General features: G+C 65.4%; 1 protein-coding gene. It reads left to right on the forward strand.

Translation table 11 applies throughout. From position 1 onward, the window contains the following. The first annotated feature begins 17 nt into the window (after positions 1–17). Entirely contained in the window at positions 18–21,191 is a 21,174-nt protein-coding gene (locus H7A76_RS18785; protein WP_185699869.1) for a non-ribosomal peptide synthase/polyketide synthase, read from the forward strand. Positions 21,192–21,295 lie beyond the last annotated feature (104 nt).

Genomic DNA, 21,295 nt, shown 5'->3' on the forward strand with positions numbered 1-21,295 from the left:
CTTAAGCAGGTCACATCATGCATTTCAGCGAATTGATGGCAGTTCTTTCGACTCACGCGATCCATCTTCAACGTGAAGAGGAGGACCTGATCATCCTGGGCGACGACGAGGGACTCGATGACGGGGTGATCGACAGCCTGCGCAGGCACAAGGCGCAATTGCTTGAGTTGATCGCCCGCAACGGTGGCGACTGGCTGAGCCCGGCCTATCGCATTACCCCGCCGATGCTGCCATTGACGACGCTGGACCAGGCGACCATCGACCGGATTGTCGACGCCGTGCCCGGTGGCCTGGCCAACGTGCAAGACATCTACCCGCTGGCGCCGTTGCAGCAAGGCATGCTGTACCACCACTTGTCCGCCGAGCAGGGTGACCCGTATCTGCTGCAATCGCAGTACGCGTTCGACAGCCGCGAGCGCCTGGAGCAGTTCACCGAGGCCTTGCAGTACGTGATCAAGCGTCACGATATCCTGCGCACCACCGTGGTCTGGGAGAGCCTCGATGAACCGGTCCAGGTGGTGCTGCGCAAGGCCGCGCTGGTCAGTGAGGAAGTGCACCTGGACCCGCGCGACGGTGACGTGCTGACCCAACTGCAAGGTCGCTTCGATGCCCGCCATTATCGCCTGGACATTCGCCAGGCGCCGATGATGCGCATGGCTTTTGCGCTGGATTCAGCGAATCGGCGTTGGGTGGCGGTGTTGATGTTCCACCATATGGCGCTGGACCATACCGCGATGGAGGTGGTGCAGCACGAAATGCAGGCCTTCCTGCTGGGGCAGGTCGAGCACCTCGGCGAGCCGGTGCCGTACCGTAACTACGTGGCCCAGGCTCTGCTGGGTGTGACGCAACAGCAGCATGAAGCGTTCTTTCGCGAAATGCTCGGCGACATCGATGAGCCGACCCTGCCTTTCGGCGCGCAGGACGTCCAGGGGGATGGTCGCGGTATCGACGAAAGCCACCTGATGCTCGACAGCGGTTTGAGCAAGCGCCTGCGTGCCCAGGCGCGCCAGATGGGCGTGAGCGCCGCCAGCATGGTGCACCTGGCGCTGGCGCAAGTGCTGGGCAAAGTGTCCGGGCGCGAGGAAGTCGTCTTCGGTACGGTCCTGCTGGGTCGCATGCACGCCGGCGAGGGCTCCGACCGTGCCCTGGGCATGTTCATCAACACCTTGCCGCTGCGTGTCAGCGTCGGCGCGCAAAGCGTGAGCAGTGGCCTGAAGCTGACCCATCAGCGCCTGACCGCGCTGCTTGCACATGAGCACGCCTCGCTGGCCCTGGCCCAGCGCTGCAGCGCCGTGGCCACGCCCACGCCGCTGTTCAGCGCGATGCTCAATTACCGCCACAGTGCCACCGGCGCCAGCACCGAAGCCCAGGCCGCCTGGGCCGGCATGCAAGCGCTCGGGGCACAGGAACGCACCAACTACCCCTTGACCGTCAACTTCGATGACCTGGGTGAGGATTTCCATATCACCGTACTCGCGGGCCCCGACATCGGTGCCGAGCGCGTCGCGCGCTACCTCAATGCCGCCTTGCAGAGTCAGGTCGATGCGCTGGAACACACTCCGCAGGCGCCGCTGCAAACCCTGGGTATCCTGCCGGCCACCGAGCGCGAGCATCTGCTGCGCGCCTGGAACAGCAACGCAACGGTGTATGCCGATGGCGCACTGATCCACAGCCAGGTCGAAGCCCGTGCGGCGGCACGGCCTGACGCTGTCGCGGTGGTGTTCGATGAGCAGCGCCTGAGCTACGGCGCCCTCAACCAGCGCGCCAACCAGGTCGCGCATCGCCTGCTGGCATTGGGCGTGCGTCCGGATGATCGGGTGGCGATCTGCGTCGAGCGCGGTCTGGAAATGATCATTGGCCTGTTGGGTATTCTCAAGGCCGGTGCCGGTTATGTACCGATCGATCCGGCCTACCCCCAGGAACGCATCAGCTACACCTTGCAAGACAGCGCGCCGGTGGCCGTGCTGGTGCAACAGGCCACCCACACCCGGGTGGCCGAATTGTCGGTGCCGGTGATCACCCTGGATGCGGGCGACTGCCAGGACGAATCAACCGACAACCCCCAGGTCGCGGGCCTGACGCCGGCGAACCTGGCCTATGTGATCTATACCTCCGGTTCCACCGGGTTGCCCAAGGGCGTGATGATCGAACACCGCAACGTGGCGCGCCTGTTCACCGCCACCGAGGCCTGGTTCCACTTCGACGATCACGACGTATGGGCTTTGTTCCACTCGTTCGCCTTCGACTTCTCGGTCTGGGAAATCTGGGGCGCGCTGATCCACGGTGGGCAGTTGCTGGTAGTGCCGCAACTGACCAGCCGCTCGCCGGATGAATGCTATGCGCTGCTGTGCAGCGCCGGTGTGACCATCCTCAACCAGACCCCGAGTGCCTTCCGTTCATTGATCGCCGCCCAGGGCCAGAGTGCCTTGAAGCATTCCCTGCGCCAGGTGATTTTCGGTGGCGAAGCGCTGGAACCGGGGATACTCAAGCCTTGGTATGCGCGTACCGCCAACGCCGGTACGCAACTGGTGAACATGTACGGCATCACCGAAACCACGGTGCATGTGACTTACCGTGCCCTTGAAGCGGCGGATGCGCAGTTGGTGGGGAGCAGCCCGATTGGCGGGGGCATTCCGGACTTGCAGCTGTATGTGCTCGATGATCGACGCGAGCCCGTGCCGGTCGGGGTGGTGGGCGAGCTGTACGTCGGTGGCGCGGGCGTGGCCCGTGGTTACCTGAACCGCCCGGAACTGAATGCCGAGCGCTTTATCGCCGACCCGTTCAGCGGCCGCCCCGGCGCTCGCCTGTACAAGACTGGTGACCTCGGCCGGCGCCTGGCAGACGGCAGCATCGACTACCTGGGGCGTAACGACGACCAGGTGAAGATTCGCGGCTTCCGCATTGAATTGGGCGAAATCGAAGCGCGCCTGGCCGCCTGTGACGGCGTGCGCGAAGCCGTGGTGATTGCCCGTGAAGACACGCCGGGGGACAAACGCCTGGTGGCCTATGTGATTGGTGATGAGGGCATGGCGCCGAACGCCGCCGACCTGCGGACCCAGTTGCTGGTGCATCTGGCCGAGTACATGGTGCCCGCCGCGTTTGTCATGCTCGACAGCTTGCCGTTGACCACCAACGGCAAGCTCGACCGCAAGGCCTTGCCGGCCCCGGACGCCGACGCACTGGCGCGGCGTCAATACGAAGCGCCGCAAGGCGCGGTCGAAGCGGCGATCGCGACCATCTGGCAGGACTTGCTCAATGTCGAGCAGGTCGGGCGCCAGGATCACTTTTTCGAGTTGGGTGGCCACTCGTTGCTGGCGGTCAAGTTGATCGAGCGCATGCGTCAGGTCGGGCTCGGTGCCGATGTGCGTGTGCTGTTCGGCCAGCCGACCCTCGCGGCCCTGGCCTCGGCGGTCGCCGGTGCGCGCAAGGACGTGGAGGTGCCCGCCAATCGTGTGCCCGAGGGTTGCGATCACATCACCCCGGACATGCTGCCCCTGGCGGACCTCGATCAGGACGCCATCGAGCGCATCGTGGCGACGGTGCCGGGCGGGGCACGCAACGTCCAGGAAATCTACAGCCTGGCGCCCCTGCAGGAGGGGATCCTGTACCACCATCTGGCGGCCGCCCAGGGCGACCCCTATCTGCAATACGTGACCTTCAGCTTCACCAGCCGCGAGCGGCTGACACGTTTCGCCGATGCACTGCAAGGCGTGATTTCGCGACACGACATTCTGCGCACGGCGGTGGTCTGGGAACGCCTGGACGAGCCGGTACAAGTAGTCTGGCGCGAGGCCCAACTGGGCCTCGATGAAATCCCCCTGGACCCGGCCGCCGGTGATATCGCTGAACAACTGACCGCCTGCCTCAACCCGCGCCACCATCGCCTGGACATTCGCCAGGCCCCGTTGATGCGCATCGGCTACAGCGAGGACGCCCCCAACCAACGCTGGGTGGCCGTGTTGCTGTTGCACCACCTGGTGGACGATGCAACCTCCCTGCGCATGCTGATCGCCGAAGTCGAAGCGTACACCCGCGGTGAAGAAGCACAATTGCCGGCTTCGGTGCCGTATCGCAACTACGTGGCGCAGGCGCGCCTGGGCGTGAGCCGCGAAGAACACGAAGCGTTCTTCAGTGAAATGCTGGGGGATATCGACGAGCCAACCCTGCCGTTTGGCCTGCAGGATGTGCAAGGCGATGGCCACGGGGTGGAAGAGGTGCTGCTGCAACTCGATGACACCCTCAACACGCGCCTGCGCAAACAGGCCCGGCAATTGGGCGTGACCCCGGCGAGCCTGTATCACCTGGCCTGGGCCCGGGTGCTGGGCGGTGTTTCCGGCCGCGATGACGTGGTGTTCGGCACAGTCTTGCTGGGGCGCCTGCAAGGTGGCGAAGGCGCCGACCGCGCCCTGGGGATGTTCATCAACACGCTGCCGTTGCGCATCAGCCTCAGTGAGGCGGGCGTACGCAGCCTGGTCAAAACGACCCATGCGCGCCTGACCGGCTTGCTCGGCCATGAGCACGCGTCGCTGGTGCTGGCGCAGCGCTGCAGCAAGGTGGCGCCCTCTACGCCGCTGTTCAGCTCGCTGCTCAACTACCGTCAGCTTGGCGGTGGGGATGTGTCCCAGGCCGCGCAGGCCGCCTGGGAAGGTATCGGCATCCTCGACAGCAAGGAGCGCACCAACTACCCGCTGACCCTGTCGGTCAACGACATGGGCGATGCCTTCAGCCTGTCGGTCATGGCCGACGGCACCATTGGTGCCGCACGCATCTGCGGCTATATGCAATGTGTGCTGGAAAACCTCGTGCAGGCACTGGAACAGACGCCACAGGCCGCGCTGCCAAGCCTGGGCATGTTGCCGGCGCTTGAGCGTGAGCAACTGTTGCAACACTGGAACGCCACGGACAGCCTGTATGCCGATGCCGCGTTGATTCATCACCAGATCGAGCGTCAGGCCGCCGAGCGACCCGATGCCATCGCGGTGGTGTTTGAAGACAGTCACCTGAGCTACGCCGAGCTGAACACGCGCGCGAACAGGGTCGCGCACCGCCTGCTGAGCCTGGGCGTAAGCCCGGATGAGCGGGTGGCGATCTGCGTGGAGCGCGGGCTGGAAATGATCATCGGCTTGCTCGGCATCCTCAAGGCGGGCGCCGGTTACGTGCCGATCGATCCGGCCTACCCTCAGGACCGCATCAGTTACACCCTGCAGGACAGTGCGCCGGTGGCGGTGCTGGTGCAGACGGCGACACAGGCGCGGGTTGCCGAACTCGCGGTGCCGGTGATCGACCTGGACGCGACGGACCTGCAACTGCAGCCAATGCAGAACCCGCAAGTGCCTGGCCTGACCTCGGCCAACCTGGCTTACGTGATCTACACCTCGGGCTCCACCGGCCTGCCCAAAGGCGTGATGATCGAGCATCGCAACGTAGCGCGGCTGTTCTCCGCCACCGAAGGGTGGTTCAACTTCAATGACAAGGACGTGTGGGCGCTGTTCCACTCGTTCGCCTTCGACTTCTCGGTCTGGGAAATCTGGGGCGCGCTGATCCACGGTGGGCAGTTGCTGGTAGTGCCGCAACTGACCAGCCGCTCGCCGGATGAATGCTATGCGCTGCTGTGCAGCGCCGGTGTGACCATCCTCAACCAGACCCCGAGTGCCTTCCGTTCATTGATCGCCGCCCAGGGCCAGAGTGCCTTGAAGCATTCCCTGCGCCAGGTGATTTTCGGTGGCGAAGCGCTGGAACCGGGGATACTCAAGCCTTGGTATGCGCGTACCGCCAACGCCGGTACGCAACTGGTGAACATGTACGGCATCACCGAAACCACGGTGCATGTGACTTACCGTGCCCTTGAAGCGGCGGATGCGCAGTTGGTGGGGAGCAGCCCGATTGGCGGGCGTATTCCGGACTTGCAACTCTACGTGCTCGACAGCGCGCGTGAACCGGTGCCGGTGGGCGTCGTGGGTGAGCTGTACGTGGGCGGTGCCGGGGTGGCGCGTGGTTACTTGAACCGCCCGGAACTCAATGCCGAGCGCTTTATCGCCGACCCGTTCAGCGGCCGCCCCGGCGCTCGCCTGTACAAGACCGGCGACCTGGGCCGCTGGTTGCCCGATGGCAGCATCGACTACCTGGGCCGCAATGACGACCAGGTGAAAATCCGTGGTTTCCGTATCGAGCTGGGGGAAATCGAGGCGCATCTCGCGGCCTGTGACGGCGTGCGTGACGCGGTGGTGATTGCGCGCGAGGACCAGCCCGGCAACAAGCGCCTGGTGGCCTACGTCATCGCCGCCGATGGCGCCGAACTTGTGGCGGCCGACCTGCGCCGGCAGTTGCTGGTGTCCCTGGCCGATTACATGGTGCCCAGCGCATTCGTGATGCTTGAGCGCTTGCCGTTGACCACCAACGGCAAGCTGGATCGCAAAGCCTTGCCGGCGCCGGATGGCGAGGCCCTGGCGCGGCGCGAATACGAGCGTCCGGAAGGGGAGGTGGAGCACACCCTCGCCGCGCTGTGGCAAGAGTTGCTGGGCGTGGAACGGGTGGGGCGGCACGACAACTTCTTCGAACTGGGCGGCCATTCGCTGTTGGCGGTGAAGTTGATCGAACGCATGCGCCAGCTCGAACTGAGCGCCGACGTGCGTGTCCTTTTTGGCCAGCCGACGTTGGCGGCCCTGGCGGCCGCCGTGGGCGGCCACAAGCAACTGTTGGTGCCGGCCAACCTGATCGAGCCTGGCTGTGAGCAGATCACTCCGGACTTGCTGCCCCTGGCCGAACTGGACCAAAGCAGCATCGACCGCATCGTCGCCAGCGTGCCCGGAGGCGTGCGCAATGTGCAGGACATCTACAGCCTCGCACCGCTGCAGGACGGTATGTTCTACCACCACCTGGCAGCGGATCAGGGCGATGCCTACCTGCTGCACATGCTGTTTTCGTTTACCGGCCCCGAACCGCTCAACCTGTTCGCCAAGGCTCTGCAAAGCGTGATCGACCGTCACGACATCCTGCGCAGCAGTATCGCCTGGGAAGGGCTCGTGGAGCCTGTGCAAGTGGTATGGCGCCAGGCTTCGCTGGGCCTGGAGCAAGTGGCCATCGACCCGGCCGAGGGTGACGTGCTGGCGCAACTGCACAGTCGGTTCGACCCGCGCCACTATCGCCTGGACATGACCCGTGCTCCGCTGATGCACTTGGCCTACACCGAGGACCGTGCCAACCAGCGCTGGGTCGGCATCCTGTTGTTCCACCACATGGTGCTCGACCATACCGCGCTGGAGGTGCTGATCGAGGAAGTCCAGGCCAGCCTCAAAGGCCAGAGCGCACAGTTGCCGCCGTCGATTCCGTATCGCGAGCATGTGGCGCAGTCGCGCCTGGGCGCCGATCGCCAGGCTCACGAAGCGTTCTTCGGCGCGATGCTGGGTGATATCGATGAACCGACCCTGGCGTTCGGCCTGCAGAATGTGCAGGGCGACGGCAGGGGGGTGGAGGAATCGCACCTGATGCTCGACAGCGTGCTGGGCGGGCGACTGCGCGAGCAGGCGCGGGTGCTTGGGGTCAGCGCCGCGAGCCTGATGCACCTGGCGTGGGGCCAGGTGCTGGCGCAGGTCAGTGGCCGTGATGACGTGGTGTTCGGCACGGTGCTGCTGGGCCGCTTGCAAGGCGCTGAGGGGGCAGGGCGTGCGCTGGGCTTGTTCATCAACACCTTGCCATTGCGTGTCAGCATTGGCGCCCACGGGGCCCGCGAGGCAGTGCGCGCCACTCACACGCAACTGGCGCAACTGCTGGCCCACGAACATGCGTCCTTGTCGCTGGCCCAGCATTGCAGCGGCATGCCGGCGGCGCAGGCGTTGTTCAACACCTTGCTCAACTACCGCCACAGTGCGGCCGCGCCAGTCTCCACCGCCGACATTGCCGCCTGGGACGGCATTCAGGCGCTGAGCATGGAAGAGCGCACCAACTACCCGCTGGTGCTGAACGTCGATGACTTCGGCAGCGGCTTCCAACTCAATGCCCAGGCGCTGGTGGGGATGGGTGCGCGGCGTGTCTGCATCTATATGCAAGCGGCACTGGCGCAATTGGTCGATGCCCTGGAACAGGCGCCCGGTACGCCGTTGCAGGACCTGTCGGTCTTGCCCGAGGCTGAGCGCCAGGAACTGCTGGAAGCCTTCAACGACAGCGAGCGCCCGTTCCCAGAGACCTCGACCGTACACGCGTTGTTCGAGGCTCAGGTCCGCATCCGGCCGGACGCTGTAGCGGTGGTTCATGCTGAACAGTCGCTGAGCTATGCGCAATTGAACCGGCGCGCCAACCGCCTGGCCCACCACCTGATCGGCCTGGGCGTGCAGGCGGGTGACAGCGTCGCCATCCTGCTGGAGCGTTCCGTGGACTTGCTGGCCAGCCAACTGGCAATCAGCAAGGCCGCCGCGGTGTATGTGCCGCTGGATGTCAACGCCCCCGCCGACCGTCAAGCCTTCATGCGCCAGGACAGCGGCGCGCAATGGCTGCTCACCACCAGCGCCCATCAAGCCCCCGAAGGCGGCGGGCGCCTGGACCTGGACAGCCTCGACCTGAGCGACGCACCGGCCCACGACCCGGCCCTTGAACAGTCTGCCGAGTCGGTCGCCTACATCATGTACACCTCCGGCTCCACCGGCGTGCCCAAGGGCGTGCTGGTGCCGCATCGGGGCATCACCCGGCTGGTGATCAACGGCGGTTATGCCGATTTCAATACCCATGACCGTATTGCCTTTGCCTCCAACCCGGCGTTCGACGCCAGCACCATGGACGTCTGGGGCGCCTTGCTCAATGGCGGCCAAGTGGTGGTGATCGACCACGACACGCTGCTTGACCCGCTGCGTTTTGGCGCCGTGTTGAGCGAATCGGCGGTCACGATCCTGTTCACCACCACGGCGTTGTTCAACCAGTACGTACAGCTGATTCCCGACGCCCTCAAGGGCTTGCGCATGCTGCTGTGTGGCGGCGAACGCGCGGACCCGGCGGCGTTCCGCAGCCTGCTCGAGCATGCGCCCAAGCTGCGCCTGGTGCATTGCTACGGCCCGACCGAAACCACCACCTACGCCACCACCTTTGAAGTGCGTGCGCTGGCCGACGATGCCGAGAGCGTGCCGATCGGCGGGCCGATTTCCAATACGCGCATTTACCTGCTCGATCAACGCCAGCAGCCGGTCCCGCTGGGCGTTGTCGGGGAGATCTACATTGGCGGCAAAGGCGTCGCCAAGGGTTACCTGAACCGGCCCGAGCTGACCGCCGAGAAATTCATTCTGGACCCGTTCAGCCACGAGCCGGGCGCGTTGATGTACCGCACGGGCGACCTTGGCCGCTGGTTGGCCAAGGGCGAACTGGATTGCCTGGGCCGTAATGACGACCAAGTGAAGATCCGTGGTTTCCGCATCGAACTCGGGGAGATCGAAAACCGCCTCGGCGAACACCCGCAGATCAACGAGGTCGTGGTGCTGGCCCGTGAGGACGAGCCGGGCAGCAAGCGCCTGGTGGCCTACTTCACCGAGCACCAGGCGTTGGACATCCAGGCCCTGCGCACCTGGCTGCAAGAGCAACTGCCGGAGTACATGGTGCCACGTGCCTATGTGCGCCTCGACAGCCTGCCGTTGACCAATAACGGCAAGGTGGACCGCAAAGCGCTGCCGATTCCGGATCAGGAGGCCTTGCTCAGCCGTGGCTATGAAGCGCCACGGGGCGAGGTGGAAGTGGCGCTGGCGCAGATCTGGAGCCAACTGCTCAAGGTCGAGCAGGTCGGGCGTGAAGATCACTTCTTCGAGCTGGGCGGGCATTCGTTGTTGGCCATGCGTTTGATTTCCCAGGTGCGCGTGCACCTGGGGGTGGAACTGGAGCTCGCAGCGCTGTTTGCCCACCCGCAACTCTCGGCCCTCGCCCAGGCGGTGGCCAAGGCGGGGCGCAGCAGTCTGCCGCCGATTGTGCCGGTGTCCCGTGACGAGGCGCTGCCACTGTCGTTTGCCCAGCAGCGCCTGTGGTTCCTGGCGCAGATGGACAATGTCGGCGCCGCCTACAACATGCCGGTTGGCCTGGGCCTGCGTGGCGCCCTTGATGCGCTGGCGCTGGAGCGTGCCCTGGCGCAGATCGTCAGCCGGCATGAAGTGCTGCGCAGTGTGTTTGTGGTCGATAACGATGCGCCGCGGTTGGTCATCACCCCGGTCGAAGGCGCCTTCGTGCTTGAGCACAATGACCTGCGCGAGCTGGCCGATGCAGCGCAGCAGTTGCAGGCTTTGACCGAGCACGAAGCGCTGGCCCCGTTTGACCTGGTCAACGGGCCGTTGCTGCGTGCGCGCCTGGTGCGCATGGCTGACGAACACCACGTACTGTTGCTGACCCTGCACCATATCGCTTCTGACGGCTGGTCGATGGGCGTGCTGACCCGCGAGCTGATGGCGCTGTATGGCGCCTTCAGCCAGGGCCTGGCCGACCCGCTGCCACCGCTGGCCCTGCAATACGCCGACTTCGCCGTGTGGCAGCGCCGCTGGTTGAGTGGCGAGGTGTTGCACCAGCAAAACCTGTATTGGCAACAGGCGCTGGCCGGTGCGCCGGCCCTGTTGACCTTGCCCACCGACCGCCCGCGTCCCGCGCAGCAGGACTTCCGCGGAGCGGTGCTGAACCTGCAACTGGATGCCGAGTTGACCCAGGGCCTCAAGACCCTCAGCCAACGCCATGGCACCACGCTGTACATGACGCTGCTGGCGGCCTGGGGCGCGTTGCTCGCCCGTCTGGCCGGGCAGGATGAAGTGGTGATCGGTTCACCGGTGGCCAACCGCAACCGTGTCGAGGTCGAAGGTCTGATCGGCCTGTTCGTCAACACCCTGGCCGTGCGTATCGATACCTCGGGTGAGCCGACCGTGCACACCTTGCTGGCGCGGGTCAAGGCCCAGACGCTGGGCGCGCAGGCCCATCAGGACCTGCCGTTCGAACAGGTGGTGGATATCGTCAAACCTGTGCGCAGCATGGCCTACAGCCCGATCTTCCAGGCCATGCTGACATGGCAGAACAACGAAAGCGTGGCACCGGTACTCGGTGACCTGGTGCTGGAAGGCAGCGGCCAGATCAACAGCACGGCGAAGTTCGACCTGTCGCTGGAGCTGTGTGAGGCCCAGGGCCATATCATCGGCTCCCTGAGCTACGCCACGGCGTTGTTCGATGCGCCGACCCTGACCCGTCACCTCGGCTACCTTGAGCGCCTGTTGCGCGCCATGGTCGCCGACGATCAGGCGCTGCTTGCCCGTGTGCCGCTGCTCGATGATGACGAGCGCCGACAGCAGCTGGCCGGTCTTGGCGGCCTGCGCACTGCGTTGCCGGGCGCCACGGTGCACAGCCTGTTCGAGGCTCAGGCGCTGCGCACGCCGGATGCCCGTGCCGTGCAGGCCGGCAACGGTTCACTGACCTACCGCGAGCTCAACGAGCGTGCCAACCGACTGGCCCACCACTTGCGCGAGCTTGGCGTACAGCCCGATGCCCGCGTGGCCATCTGCGTGGAGCGCAGCGCCGAGCTGATTGTCGGCCTGCTGGCGATTCTCAAGGCCGGCGGCGCCTATGTGCCGATCGACCCGAACTATCCGCTGGAGCGCATTCACTACATGTTGCAGGACAGCGCCCCGGCGGCACTGCTGGTGCACAGTGCGACCGCGCACCTGGCCGGCGAGCCGGGCCTGCCGGTGGTCGACCTCGACCGTGATGACGCGTACACCTCGAACCTGCATAACCCGCAGGTGGCCGAACTGACGGCCACGCACTTGACCTATGTGATCTACACCTCAGGCTCCACCGGCCAGCCCAAGGGCGTCATGGTCGAGCATCAGGGCGTGGTCAACATGCTTGGCTGGTACCTTGACGACGTGGGTCTTAATGCCAGCGATGCGGTGTTGCTGCTGACGTCCCACAGCTTCGACCTGACCCAGAAAAACATCTTCGCCAGCCTGGCCGTGGGTGCCACCTTGCACCTGGCGGACAGCCCGTTTGATCCTTCGAGCATCGTGCGCCAGATCAGCGACCAGGCGATCACCCACATCAACCTGGCTCCCAGCGCGTTTTATGCGCTGATCGACGCCGACCCGCAGTCGGCCCTGAGCCGGCTGCGCCGCGTGGTGCTGGGCGGCGAACCGATCAAGCTGGCGCAATTGGAAAAACTGCAGGTGCCGCGCCCGCAGTTCATCAACAGTTATGGCCCGACCGAGTGCAGCGACGTGGTTGCCTGGCATGCGGTCGACGCCGACCTGGGCCGCTACGGTGCCGCCGATATTCCGCTGGGCCGGCCATTGCGCAACCTCACGCTCTACGTGCTGGACGCCTACGGGCAACTGGTGCCGACCGGCAGCGTCGGTGAGCTCTACATCGGCGGCGCCGGTGTGGCCCGTGGTTACCTCAACCGTGAAGCGCTGACCGCCGAACGCTTCCTCGACGATCCGTTCACGCCGGGCGGGCGCATGTACCGAACCGGTGACCTGGCGCGTTACCGCACCGACGGCACGCTCGACTATTTGGGCCGCAACGACGACCAGGTCAAGATCCGCGGCCTGCGCATCGAGCTGGGCGAAATCGAAGCGCTGCTCGCGGCCCACCCGGAAGTAACCGAGGCAGCGGTACTGGTACGTGATGAGCGGCTGGTGGCCTACTTCACCGGCCTCGCGCCGCAGATCGAAGAGCTGCGCGCCTACCTGCAAAGCGCACTGCCGGAGTACATGGTGCCGTCGGCCTATGTGCAACTTGACGCATTGCCCCTGAACCCCAACGGCAAGCTGGATCGCAAGGCCTTGCCGGCGCCAGGTCTTAACGCCGTGGTCAGCGGCGTGTATGAAGCGCCCGAGGGCGAGATTGAAGCCACCCTGGCGCATATCTGGCAGGACCTGCTGGGGTTGGAGCAGATTGGCCGGCAAGGGCATTTCTTTGATTTGGGCGGTCATTCGCTGTTGGCGATGCGCCTGATTTCCCAGGTGCGCCAGCGTCTGGGTGTGGAGCTGGCCCTGGCCGATCTGTTCGCCCACCCGCAACTGGCCGCATTGGCCCAGGTGCTGGCACAGGCATCGCGCAGCACCTTGCCGGCGATTTTGCCGGTGCCGCGCGACCAGGATTTGCCGCTGTCGTTTGCCCAGCAGCGCTTGTGGTTCCTGGCGCAGATGGAAGGTGCCAGCACCGCCTACAACATGCCGATCGCCCTCAGGCTGCGCGGTCACCTGGATGCCGACGCGCTGGAACGCGCGCTCACGGCCATCGTGGCGCGCCACGAAGCCCTGCGCAGTCGTTTCGTGCAGCACAACAGCGAGGCGCTGGTGCGTATCGACCCGGCCGAGCGTGCCTTTGCGCTGCGGCGCCTGGACGTCGACAGCGAGGCCGCTGTGCAAGCGCACATCAGCGCCGACGCGCTGCAACCGTTCGACCTGGAACAGGGGCCGCTGATTCGTGCCCAACTGTTGCAGCGTGCCGACGACCATCACGTGCTGTTGTTGACCATGCACCACATCGTCTCCGATGGCTGGTCGATGGGCGTGCTGACCCGTGAACTGATGGCGCTGTACGAAGCCTTCCGCCACGGCCAGCCGGACCCGCTGCCGCCGCTGGCCCTGCAATACGGCGATTTTGCCGTGTGGCAGCGCCGCTGGTTGAGTGGCGAGGTGTTGCAGCAACAGAGCCAGTACTGGCAGCAAGCGCTGGCGGATGCGCCGGCCTTGCTGATGCTGCCCACCGACCGTCCACGCCCGGCGCGCCAGGACTACAGCGGCGCGACCTTGACCCTGTTGCTCGACGTCGAGCTTACCGCCGGGCTCAAGGCCTTGAGTCAACGCCACGGCACCACGCTGTACATGACCATGATGGCCGCGTGGGGCGCGTTGCTCTGCCGCCTGTCCGGCCAGGATGAGGTGGTGATCGGTTCGCCGGCCGCCAACCGCATGCGTGCCGAAGTCGAAGGCCTGATCGGCCTGTTCGTCAACACCCTCGCCGTGCGTATTGGTGCGGGCGAGGACCTGACCGTCGCCGCTTTGCTGGCGCATGCCAGGGAGCGCACGCTGGCAGCGCAAGCCCATCAGGACTTGCCGTTCGAGCAAGTGGTGGAAGTGGTCAAGCCGGCGCGCAGCCTGGCCCATAGCCCGGTGTTCCAGACCCTGCTGACCTGGCAGAACAGCGACGGCCCAAGCCTGGTGATGGGTGACCTGCAGTTCGAAGCGGTCGGCGAGACCAGCAGCTTCGCCAAATTCGACCTGTCCCTGGACCTGGGGGAAGTGCAAGGCCACATCGCCGGTAACCTGGAGTACGCCACGGCGCTGTTTGACGAAACCACCCTGCAACGGTACCTGGGGTATTTCAAGCGACTGCTGCACGCGATGGTCGCCGATGACCAGGCGCAGTTGGCGCATATCGCGCTGGTGGATGAGGACGAGCGCGATTACCTGCTGCACGCACTCAACAAAACCGAAGTCGCCTACTCGCACGAGGCCACTATCCACCAGTTGTTTGAAGCCCAGGTCGAGGCCACGCCGCAGGCCATTGCGGTGGCGTTCGGACCTCAGCGCATCAGTTATGCCGAGCTCAACCGCCGGGCCAACCGCCTGGCGCATCACCTGATCGGCCTGGGCATTGGCCCGGACGAGCGCGTGGCGATCTGCGCCGAGCGCGGCGACGAGGTGCTAGTGGGCCTGCTCGGGGTGCTCAAGGCCGGCGCCGCATATGTGCCGCTGGACCCCAATTACCCGCCGGAGCGCCTGGCTTACATGATCGCCGACAGTACGCCGTCGGCGGTGCTGACCCAGCGTCCGTTGCAGGACCGCCTGCCGGCCCTGGCGATCCCGAGTGTGTTGCTGGATGAACCGGTCGAGGGTGCCGACCACAACCCGGTGGTGCCAGGCCTCAATGCCCGTCACCTGGCGTATGTGATCTACACCTCCGGCTCCACCGGCAATCCCAAGGGGGTGATGATCGAACACCGCGGGCTGGTCAACTACAGCCTCGACGCCGCGCGCCTGTTCGGCTTGACGCCGCAGGACACCGTGTTGCAACAGAACACGCTGAACTTCGACCTGTCGGTGGAGGAGATCTTCCCGGCCCTGTTGGCGGGCGCGACCCTGGCACCCAGCCGCCATGTGTTCGGCACCGAAGCCGCGCGGGACCCGGCCATTACGCCGACCTTCCTGCACCTGACGGCCGCTCACTGGCACACCCTGGCCGCTGAATGGCATCACGACCCGCAGCAGGCCCAGGCCCATCTGCGCGATGTGCGCTTGATCAACGTGACGGGGGATGCGTTGTCGGCGCAAAAACTCAAGCTCTGGGACGAGGCGCGCCCGGCCCATGTACGGCTGATCAACACCTACGGCCCGACCGAAGCGACGGTGTCCTGCACAACGGCCTACGTGAGTTACACCGGCGACATCAATGGCAACACCACCATCGGCAAGCCGATGGCCAACACCCGCATCTACCTGCTCGACAGCCGGCAGCAGCCGGTGCCATTCGGTGTGGCGGGGGAGATTTTCATTGGTGGCGACGGCGTGGCACGCGGTTATCTGAACCTTGAAGAGCTCAGCGCCGAGCGCTTCATTGCCGACCCGTTCAGCCCGGTACCGGGTGCGCGGATGTACAAGACCGGTGACTTGGCACGTTACCTGGCGGATGGCTCGATCGAGTACCTGGGCCGTAACGACTTCCAGGTCAAGGTGCGTGGTTTCCGCATCGAGCTGGGGGAAATCGAATCGCGCCTGGGCAACTGCGCCGGCGTCAAGGAAGTTGCAGTGATTGCACGCGAAGACCGCCCCGGCGAGAAACGCCTGGTGGCCTACGTGGTGCCGCATGCCGGGGTCGAGCTGAGCGCCGCCGGTTTGCGCAGCTACCTGGCGCCGTTGCTGGCGGAATACATGATTCCGTCAGCCTTCGTCACCCTGCAAGCGCTGCCGCTCACGCCGAACCGCAAGCTGGACCGCAAAGCCTTGCCGGCCCCGGATCAGTCGGCGGTGGCGAGCCGTGATTACCAGGCGCCGCAAGGGCGTATCGAACGCCGCCTGGCGCTGGTCTGGGAGCAAGTGCTGCAGCTGGAACAAGTGGGGCGGCATGACAACTTCTTCGAGCTCGGCGGCCATTCGTTGCTGGCGGTCAAGCTGGTGGAGCGCATGCGCCAGGAAGACCTGCGGGTCGACGTCGGTGCCTTGTTCACCCATCCGACCCTGGCCGGATTGGCCAACGTCGTCGGCAGCCACCGCGCGCTGGTGATTCTGGCCAATGCCATCGAGGCTGATTGCCGGCGCATCACGCCTGAGATGCTGCCGCTGGCCAGCCTCAGCCAGGACGAGATCGACAGCATCGTTGCCAGCGTGCCGGGCCAACTGGCCAACGTACAGGACATCTACGGCATGACGCCGCTGCAGGAAGGCATCCTGTATCACCACCTGTTGGCGGATGAGGGCGACTTGTACCTGGAGCAGGCGTCGTTCAGTTTCGATAGCCGCGAGCGCCTCGATGCCTTTGCCCAAGCCCTGCAAGGCGTGGTCGAGCGTAACGACATCCTGCGCACCACCATGCGCTGGGAAGGCTTGAGCGAGCCGGTGCAGGTGGTGTTGCGCCACGTGCCGTTCGCCCTGGAAGAGTTGCACCTGGACGGCGAAGGCGATGCCGGTACGCAACTGCGTGAGCGTTTCAACCCGCGGCATTTCCGCATGGACCTGCGCGCCGCGCCGCTGATGCGCCTGGTGGGTGCCTATGACGTTGCGCAACAGCAGTGGTGTGCGCTGCTGATGTTCCACCACATGTTGTTCGATCACCTCGCCATGGATCTCTTGCAGTACGAGTTGCAGGCTTTCCTCACCGGCCAGCAAGACCGCTTGAGCGCGCCCGTGCCGTACCGCAACTATGTGGCCCAGGCGCGCCTGGGCCTGACGGAACAGGAGCATGAAGCGTTTTTCAGCGCGATGCTGGCAGACATCGACGAGCCGACCTTGCCGTTCGGCCTGCACGATGTGCAAGCCGGCGGCACGCTGGAAGCGGCGCAACTGCTTGTGGACGAGGACCTTGGCCAGCGTCTGCGCAGCGCCGCACGGCAACTGGGCGTCAGCGCCGCAAGCCTGATGCATGTGGCTTGGGCACAGGTACTGGCGCATGTCTGCGGCCAGGATGAGGTGGTGTTCGGCACGGTGCTGATGGGCGGGCTGCAGGGCGGTGAACGCGCCTTGGGGCTGTTTCTCAACACCTTGCCGTTGCGCGTCAGCGTGGGCGCCGAGGGTGCGCAGGCCGGGGTCAAGGCCACCCATGCACGCTTGAGCACGCTGCTCGGTCATGAGCACGCGTCCCTGGCCCTGGCCCAGCGTTGCAGCGGTGTGGCCGCCCCGGCACCTTTGTTCAGTGCCTTGCTCAACTACCGTCACAGTGCCGGTGCCGCCTCCAGTGAAGAGATCGCGGCATGGACCGGCATCCACGCGTTGGGCGGTGAAGAACGCAGCAACTACCCACTGTCGCTGGACGTCGACGACTTTGGCCAGGCCTTCGCCCTGACCGTTCAGGTCAGCCCGCAAGTCGGCGCACAACGGGTCTGCGGCTATATGCACGGCGCGCTCGACAGCCTGGTGGATGCCCTGGAACGTACGCCGGACGCATCGCTGAGCAGCCTGGAGATTCTGCCGCTGGCCGAACGTCAGCAGGTGCTGCTGGACTTTAACCAGACGCATACCGACGAGGCTCAGGATCAATTGATCCATGGCCTGTTCGAGGCCCAGGTACTGCGTAGCCCCGGCGCGATTGCGCTGGAGTTCGACGGCCAGGCGCTGAGTTACGCCGAACTGAATGCCCAGGCCAACCAGTTGGCCCATCATTTGATTGCCCTTGGCGTGCAGCCTGACGACCGTGTCGCTATCGCGCTGGAGCGCGGGATGCAGATGGTGGTGGCCTTGCTCGCCACCCTCAAATCCGGTGCTGCGTACGTACCGCTCGACCCGGCTTACCCGCCGCAACGCCTGGCCTTCATGCTCGGTGACAGTGCGCCACGGGTGTTGCTCAGCGAATACGCGGTGCTGCCGCTGCTCGGCACGCTGCCGCCGGCCATGCAGGTGGTGACCTTGGACAGCGCGCTGCAACCCTGGCGTGAGCTGGGCGCGCACAACCCGCAGCCTGCACAGTTGGGGCTGGCCAGCGAACACCTGGCCTATGTGCTCTATACCTCCGGTTCGACCGGCACGCCGAAGGGCGTGATGATCGAGCACGCCGGCCTGTGCAATGAGATCCAGGCGATTCGTGGCTTGACCGGCTTGGGGGAGGGGGATCGTGCACTGCAATTCGCGACCATCAACTTCGACGCGTCCATCGAAGAGATTTTTGGCGCGCTGACTTGCGGCGCCACCCTGGTGCTGCGCAGTGCCGACTGGTTGACCGATGCCGCGCAGTTCTGGGGCCTGGCGGCGCAGGCACGGCTGTCGGTGATCAGCTTGCCGACGCGCTTCTGGCAAGGCCTGGCGGACGATCACAGCACTGTCATTCCGGCTTCCGTGCGGGTCATTGTGGTGGGTGGCGAAGAACTGAGCGCGGAGGCGGTGCAGCATTGGTTCCTGCGCAGCGGCCACACGCCGCGCTTGCTCAATACCTATGGCCCGACTGAAGCGACGATCATTGCCACCGCCAATGAAGTGTTCGCCGCCAACCCGCATCCACGTGCCATTGGGCGTCCGATCGCCAACACCCGAGTGTATGTGTTGGACGCCCATGGGCATCCAACGGGCCTGGGGGTGGCTGGTGAGATTCATCTGGCCGGTGTCGGGATCGCCCGCGGTTACCTCAACCAGCCGCAACTGAGCAGTGAACGCTTCCTGGTCGACCCGTTCAGCGATAGCCCGGGTCGCCTGTACAAGACCGGCGACCTCGGCCGCTGGTTGCCGGACGGCACCCTGGAATACCTGGGGCGTAACGATGATCAGGTGAAGATCCGTGGTTTCCGTATCGAGCTGGGCGAAGTCGAAAGCGCGCTGCTGGCCTGCGAAGGCGTACGAGAGGCCGTGGTCATGGCGCGCGACGACAGTGAAGGGCAGGTCGCCGGCAAGCAATTGGTGGCTTACCTGTGCGGTTCGCCGGGCTCGATCGAGCAATTGCGTGAAGAACTGCTGAGCCACCTGCCGCAGTACATGCTGCCGAGCGCGTATGTCCAACTGGACAGCTTGCCGGTGACACCGAACGGCAAACTCGACCGCAAGGCGTTGCCGGCGCCTGAGCAGGCGGTGCTCAGCCGCGACTATGCGGCACCGGTCGGGGCGCTGGAAGAACGCCTGGCGGGCCACTGGGCCCACGTGCTGAAGCTGGCAAGGGTAGGGCGCCACGACAGTTTCTTTGAAATGGGCGGGCATTCGCTGCTGGCGATTCGCCTGGTCAGCCTGCTGACCCAGGACGGCCTGCCGGTCACCCTGGCGCAGTTGTTCCAACATGCCAGCGTCGCGTCGATGGCCGCGCTGCTGCGCTTGCACAGCGAGGCGCCGGCACTTGAGCAAGGCCTGGTCACGGTACGTGCCGGCGGCACCCAGGCGCCGTTGTTCCTGGTGCATGAGTTCAGCGGGCTGAATGTGTATTTCCCGGCGCTGGCCCGGCATGTGGATGCGGACATTCCGGTCTATGGCCTGGAAGGCGTGGCCTGGGGCGAGCCGCAGTTGCGGACCCTGCAATGCCTGGCCGCACGGCACATCGACATGATGCGTGGCGTGCAGCCGCACGGTCCGTACCGCTTGGCCGGCTGGTCGTTCGGCGGCTTGCTGGCCTATGAAATCGCCGCGCAGCTGATCGGCATGGACGAGGAGGTGAGCTTCCTCGGGCTGCTCGACACCCACGTGCCGCGTCTGGTCGATCAAGGCAAGGCACGCTGGTCGGTGGCCCATGCCCACAGCCTGCACCTGCTCGAACAGTGCCGCGCCTTCTGCGAGGTTCAACGGCCGGCGGATGGACAGGCGCTGGCCACCCTCGGGCAGTTGGAGGGTGACGCGGCACAGATGGACTTCGACACCCTGTGGCGACGCTGCTGCGACGCCGGCTTGCTGCAACCGCAGTTGGCGGCGCTGTCCCGTGACGCCTTGTGGGCCTACCTGGACCGTGAAGTCGCCCACGGCCATGCGCAAGCCCATTACAGCGTGTTGCCGCTGACCATGCCGGTGCATTTGTTCACGGCCGAAGAACGCATGGATGAGGCCTCGCGCAGCAGTGACACGCTGGGTTGGGACCAGGTTCTGCCGACGGACCTGCTGCGGCACATCAGGGTGCCAGGCAACCACCAGAGCATGATGCAGGCGCCGCACATCGCGGCGTTGGGTCAGGCCATCGGCGATGCCTTGAAGGCCTTGCCGGCGACACCGGCCAACACGCCCTACCAGCCGGTGCTGACGATTCAGAGCGGGCAGCCCGGGCAGGCACCGATCTTCTGCATTCCGGGGGCCGGCGATAGCGTCACGGGGTTTATCGGCCTGAGTGATGCGTTCGGGCCGGCCTGGCCGATCCATGGCCTGCAACCCCGCGGGCTGGACGCCAAGGCGTTGCCCCACAGCCGCGTGGAAACGGCGGCGCAGGCCTATCTGCAGGCATTGGAACAGCAATGCCCGCATGGGCCGGTGCATCTGCTCGGGCATTCTTTTGGCGGCTGGGTGGCCTTCGAGATGGCTCTGCGTCTGCAGGCCCAGGGGCGCGAAGTGTTGTCGCTGACCCTGGTCGACAGTGAATCACCGGGCAGTTCGGGCGCGGCCGGCAAGCCGTACACCGCAACCGACGTGCTACTGCGCCTGATCGAAACCCTGCAACTGGCGGCTGGAAAACCGTTCGGGATTGATCGGCAGGCCTTCGTTGATCTGGATGAATCGGCACAACTGGCAACCTTGCACGCCGCCATGGTGCGCGTCGGCATGCTCTCGGCGCGCTCCACGCCTGAGGTGATGCAAGGGCCGGCGCGTGCCTTTGGCGCTGCGCTGCGCACGGTTTACCAGCCGCGCCAGCGCTACAACGGCCCGGTGCGCCTGGTGTTGGCCGATGATCCGACGCTGGATGCACAGGGCAATCAGCGCGAGCAGGCCGGCATGATCGAGGGCTGGAGCCGACACACGGATCACCTGCAGACCTGGTACGGGCCGGGTAACCATTTCACCCTGCTCAAGGCGCCGCACGTCTACAGCCTGGCGTCCTGGTGGCACGACGGCCTCCTCGTACCGGCCGGCAAGGTGACCTCATGACGTGTGATACAGGGGGAGCCGGCACGGGCGCTTGCGCCCTTACCTGAAGCGAACATTCGAGCAACTTAGCGCAAGCCCGGCCAGCGGCCGGGTCTACCTTTCAA

It is taken from the genome of Pseudomonas sp. MSSRFD41 (genome assembly GCF_014230245.1).
Lineage (GTDB): Bacteria > Pseudomonadota > Gammaproteobacteria > Pseudomonadales > Pseudomonadaceae > Aquipseudomonas > Aquipseudomonas piscis.

Bases quoted from the DNA above. Each gene is read 5' to 3' on its own strand.
- H7A76_RS18785 (WP_185699869.1), top strand. From the start codon at position 18: ATGCATTTCAGCGAATTGATGGCAGTTCTTTCGACTCACGCGATCCAT.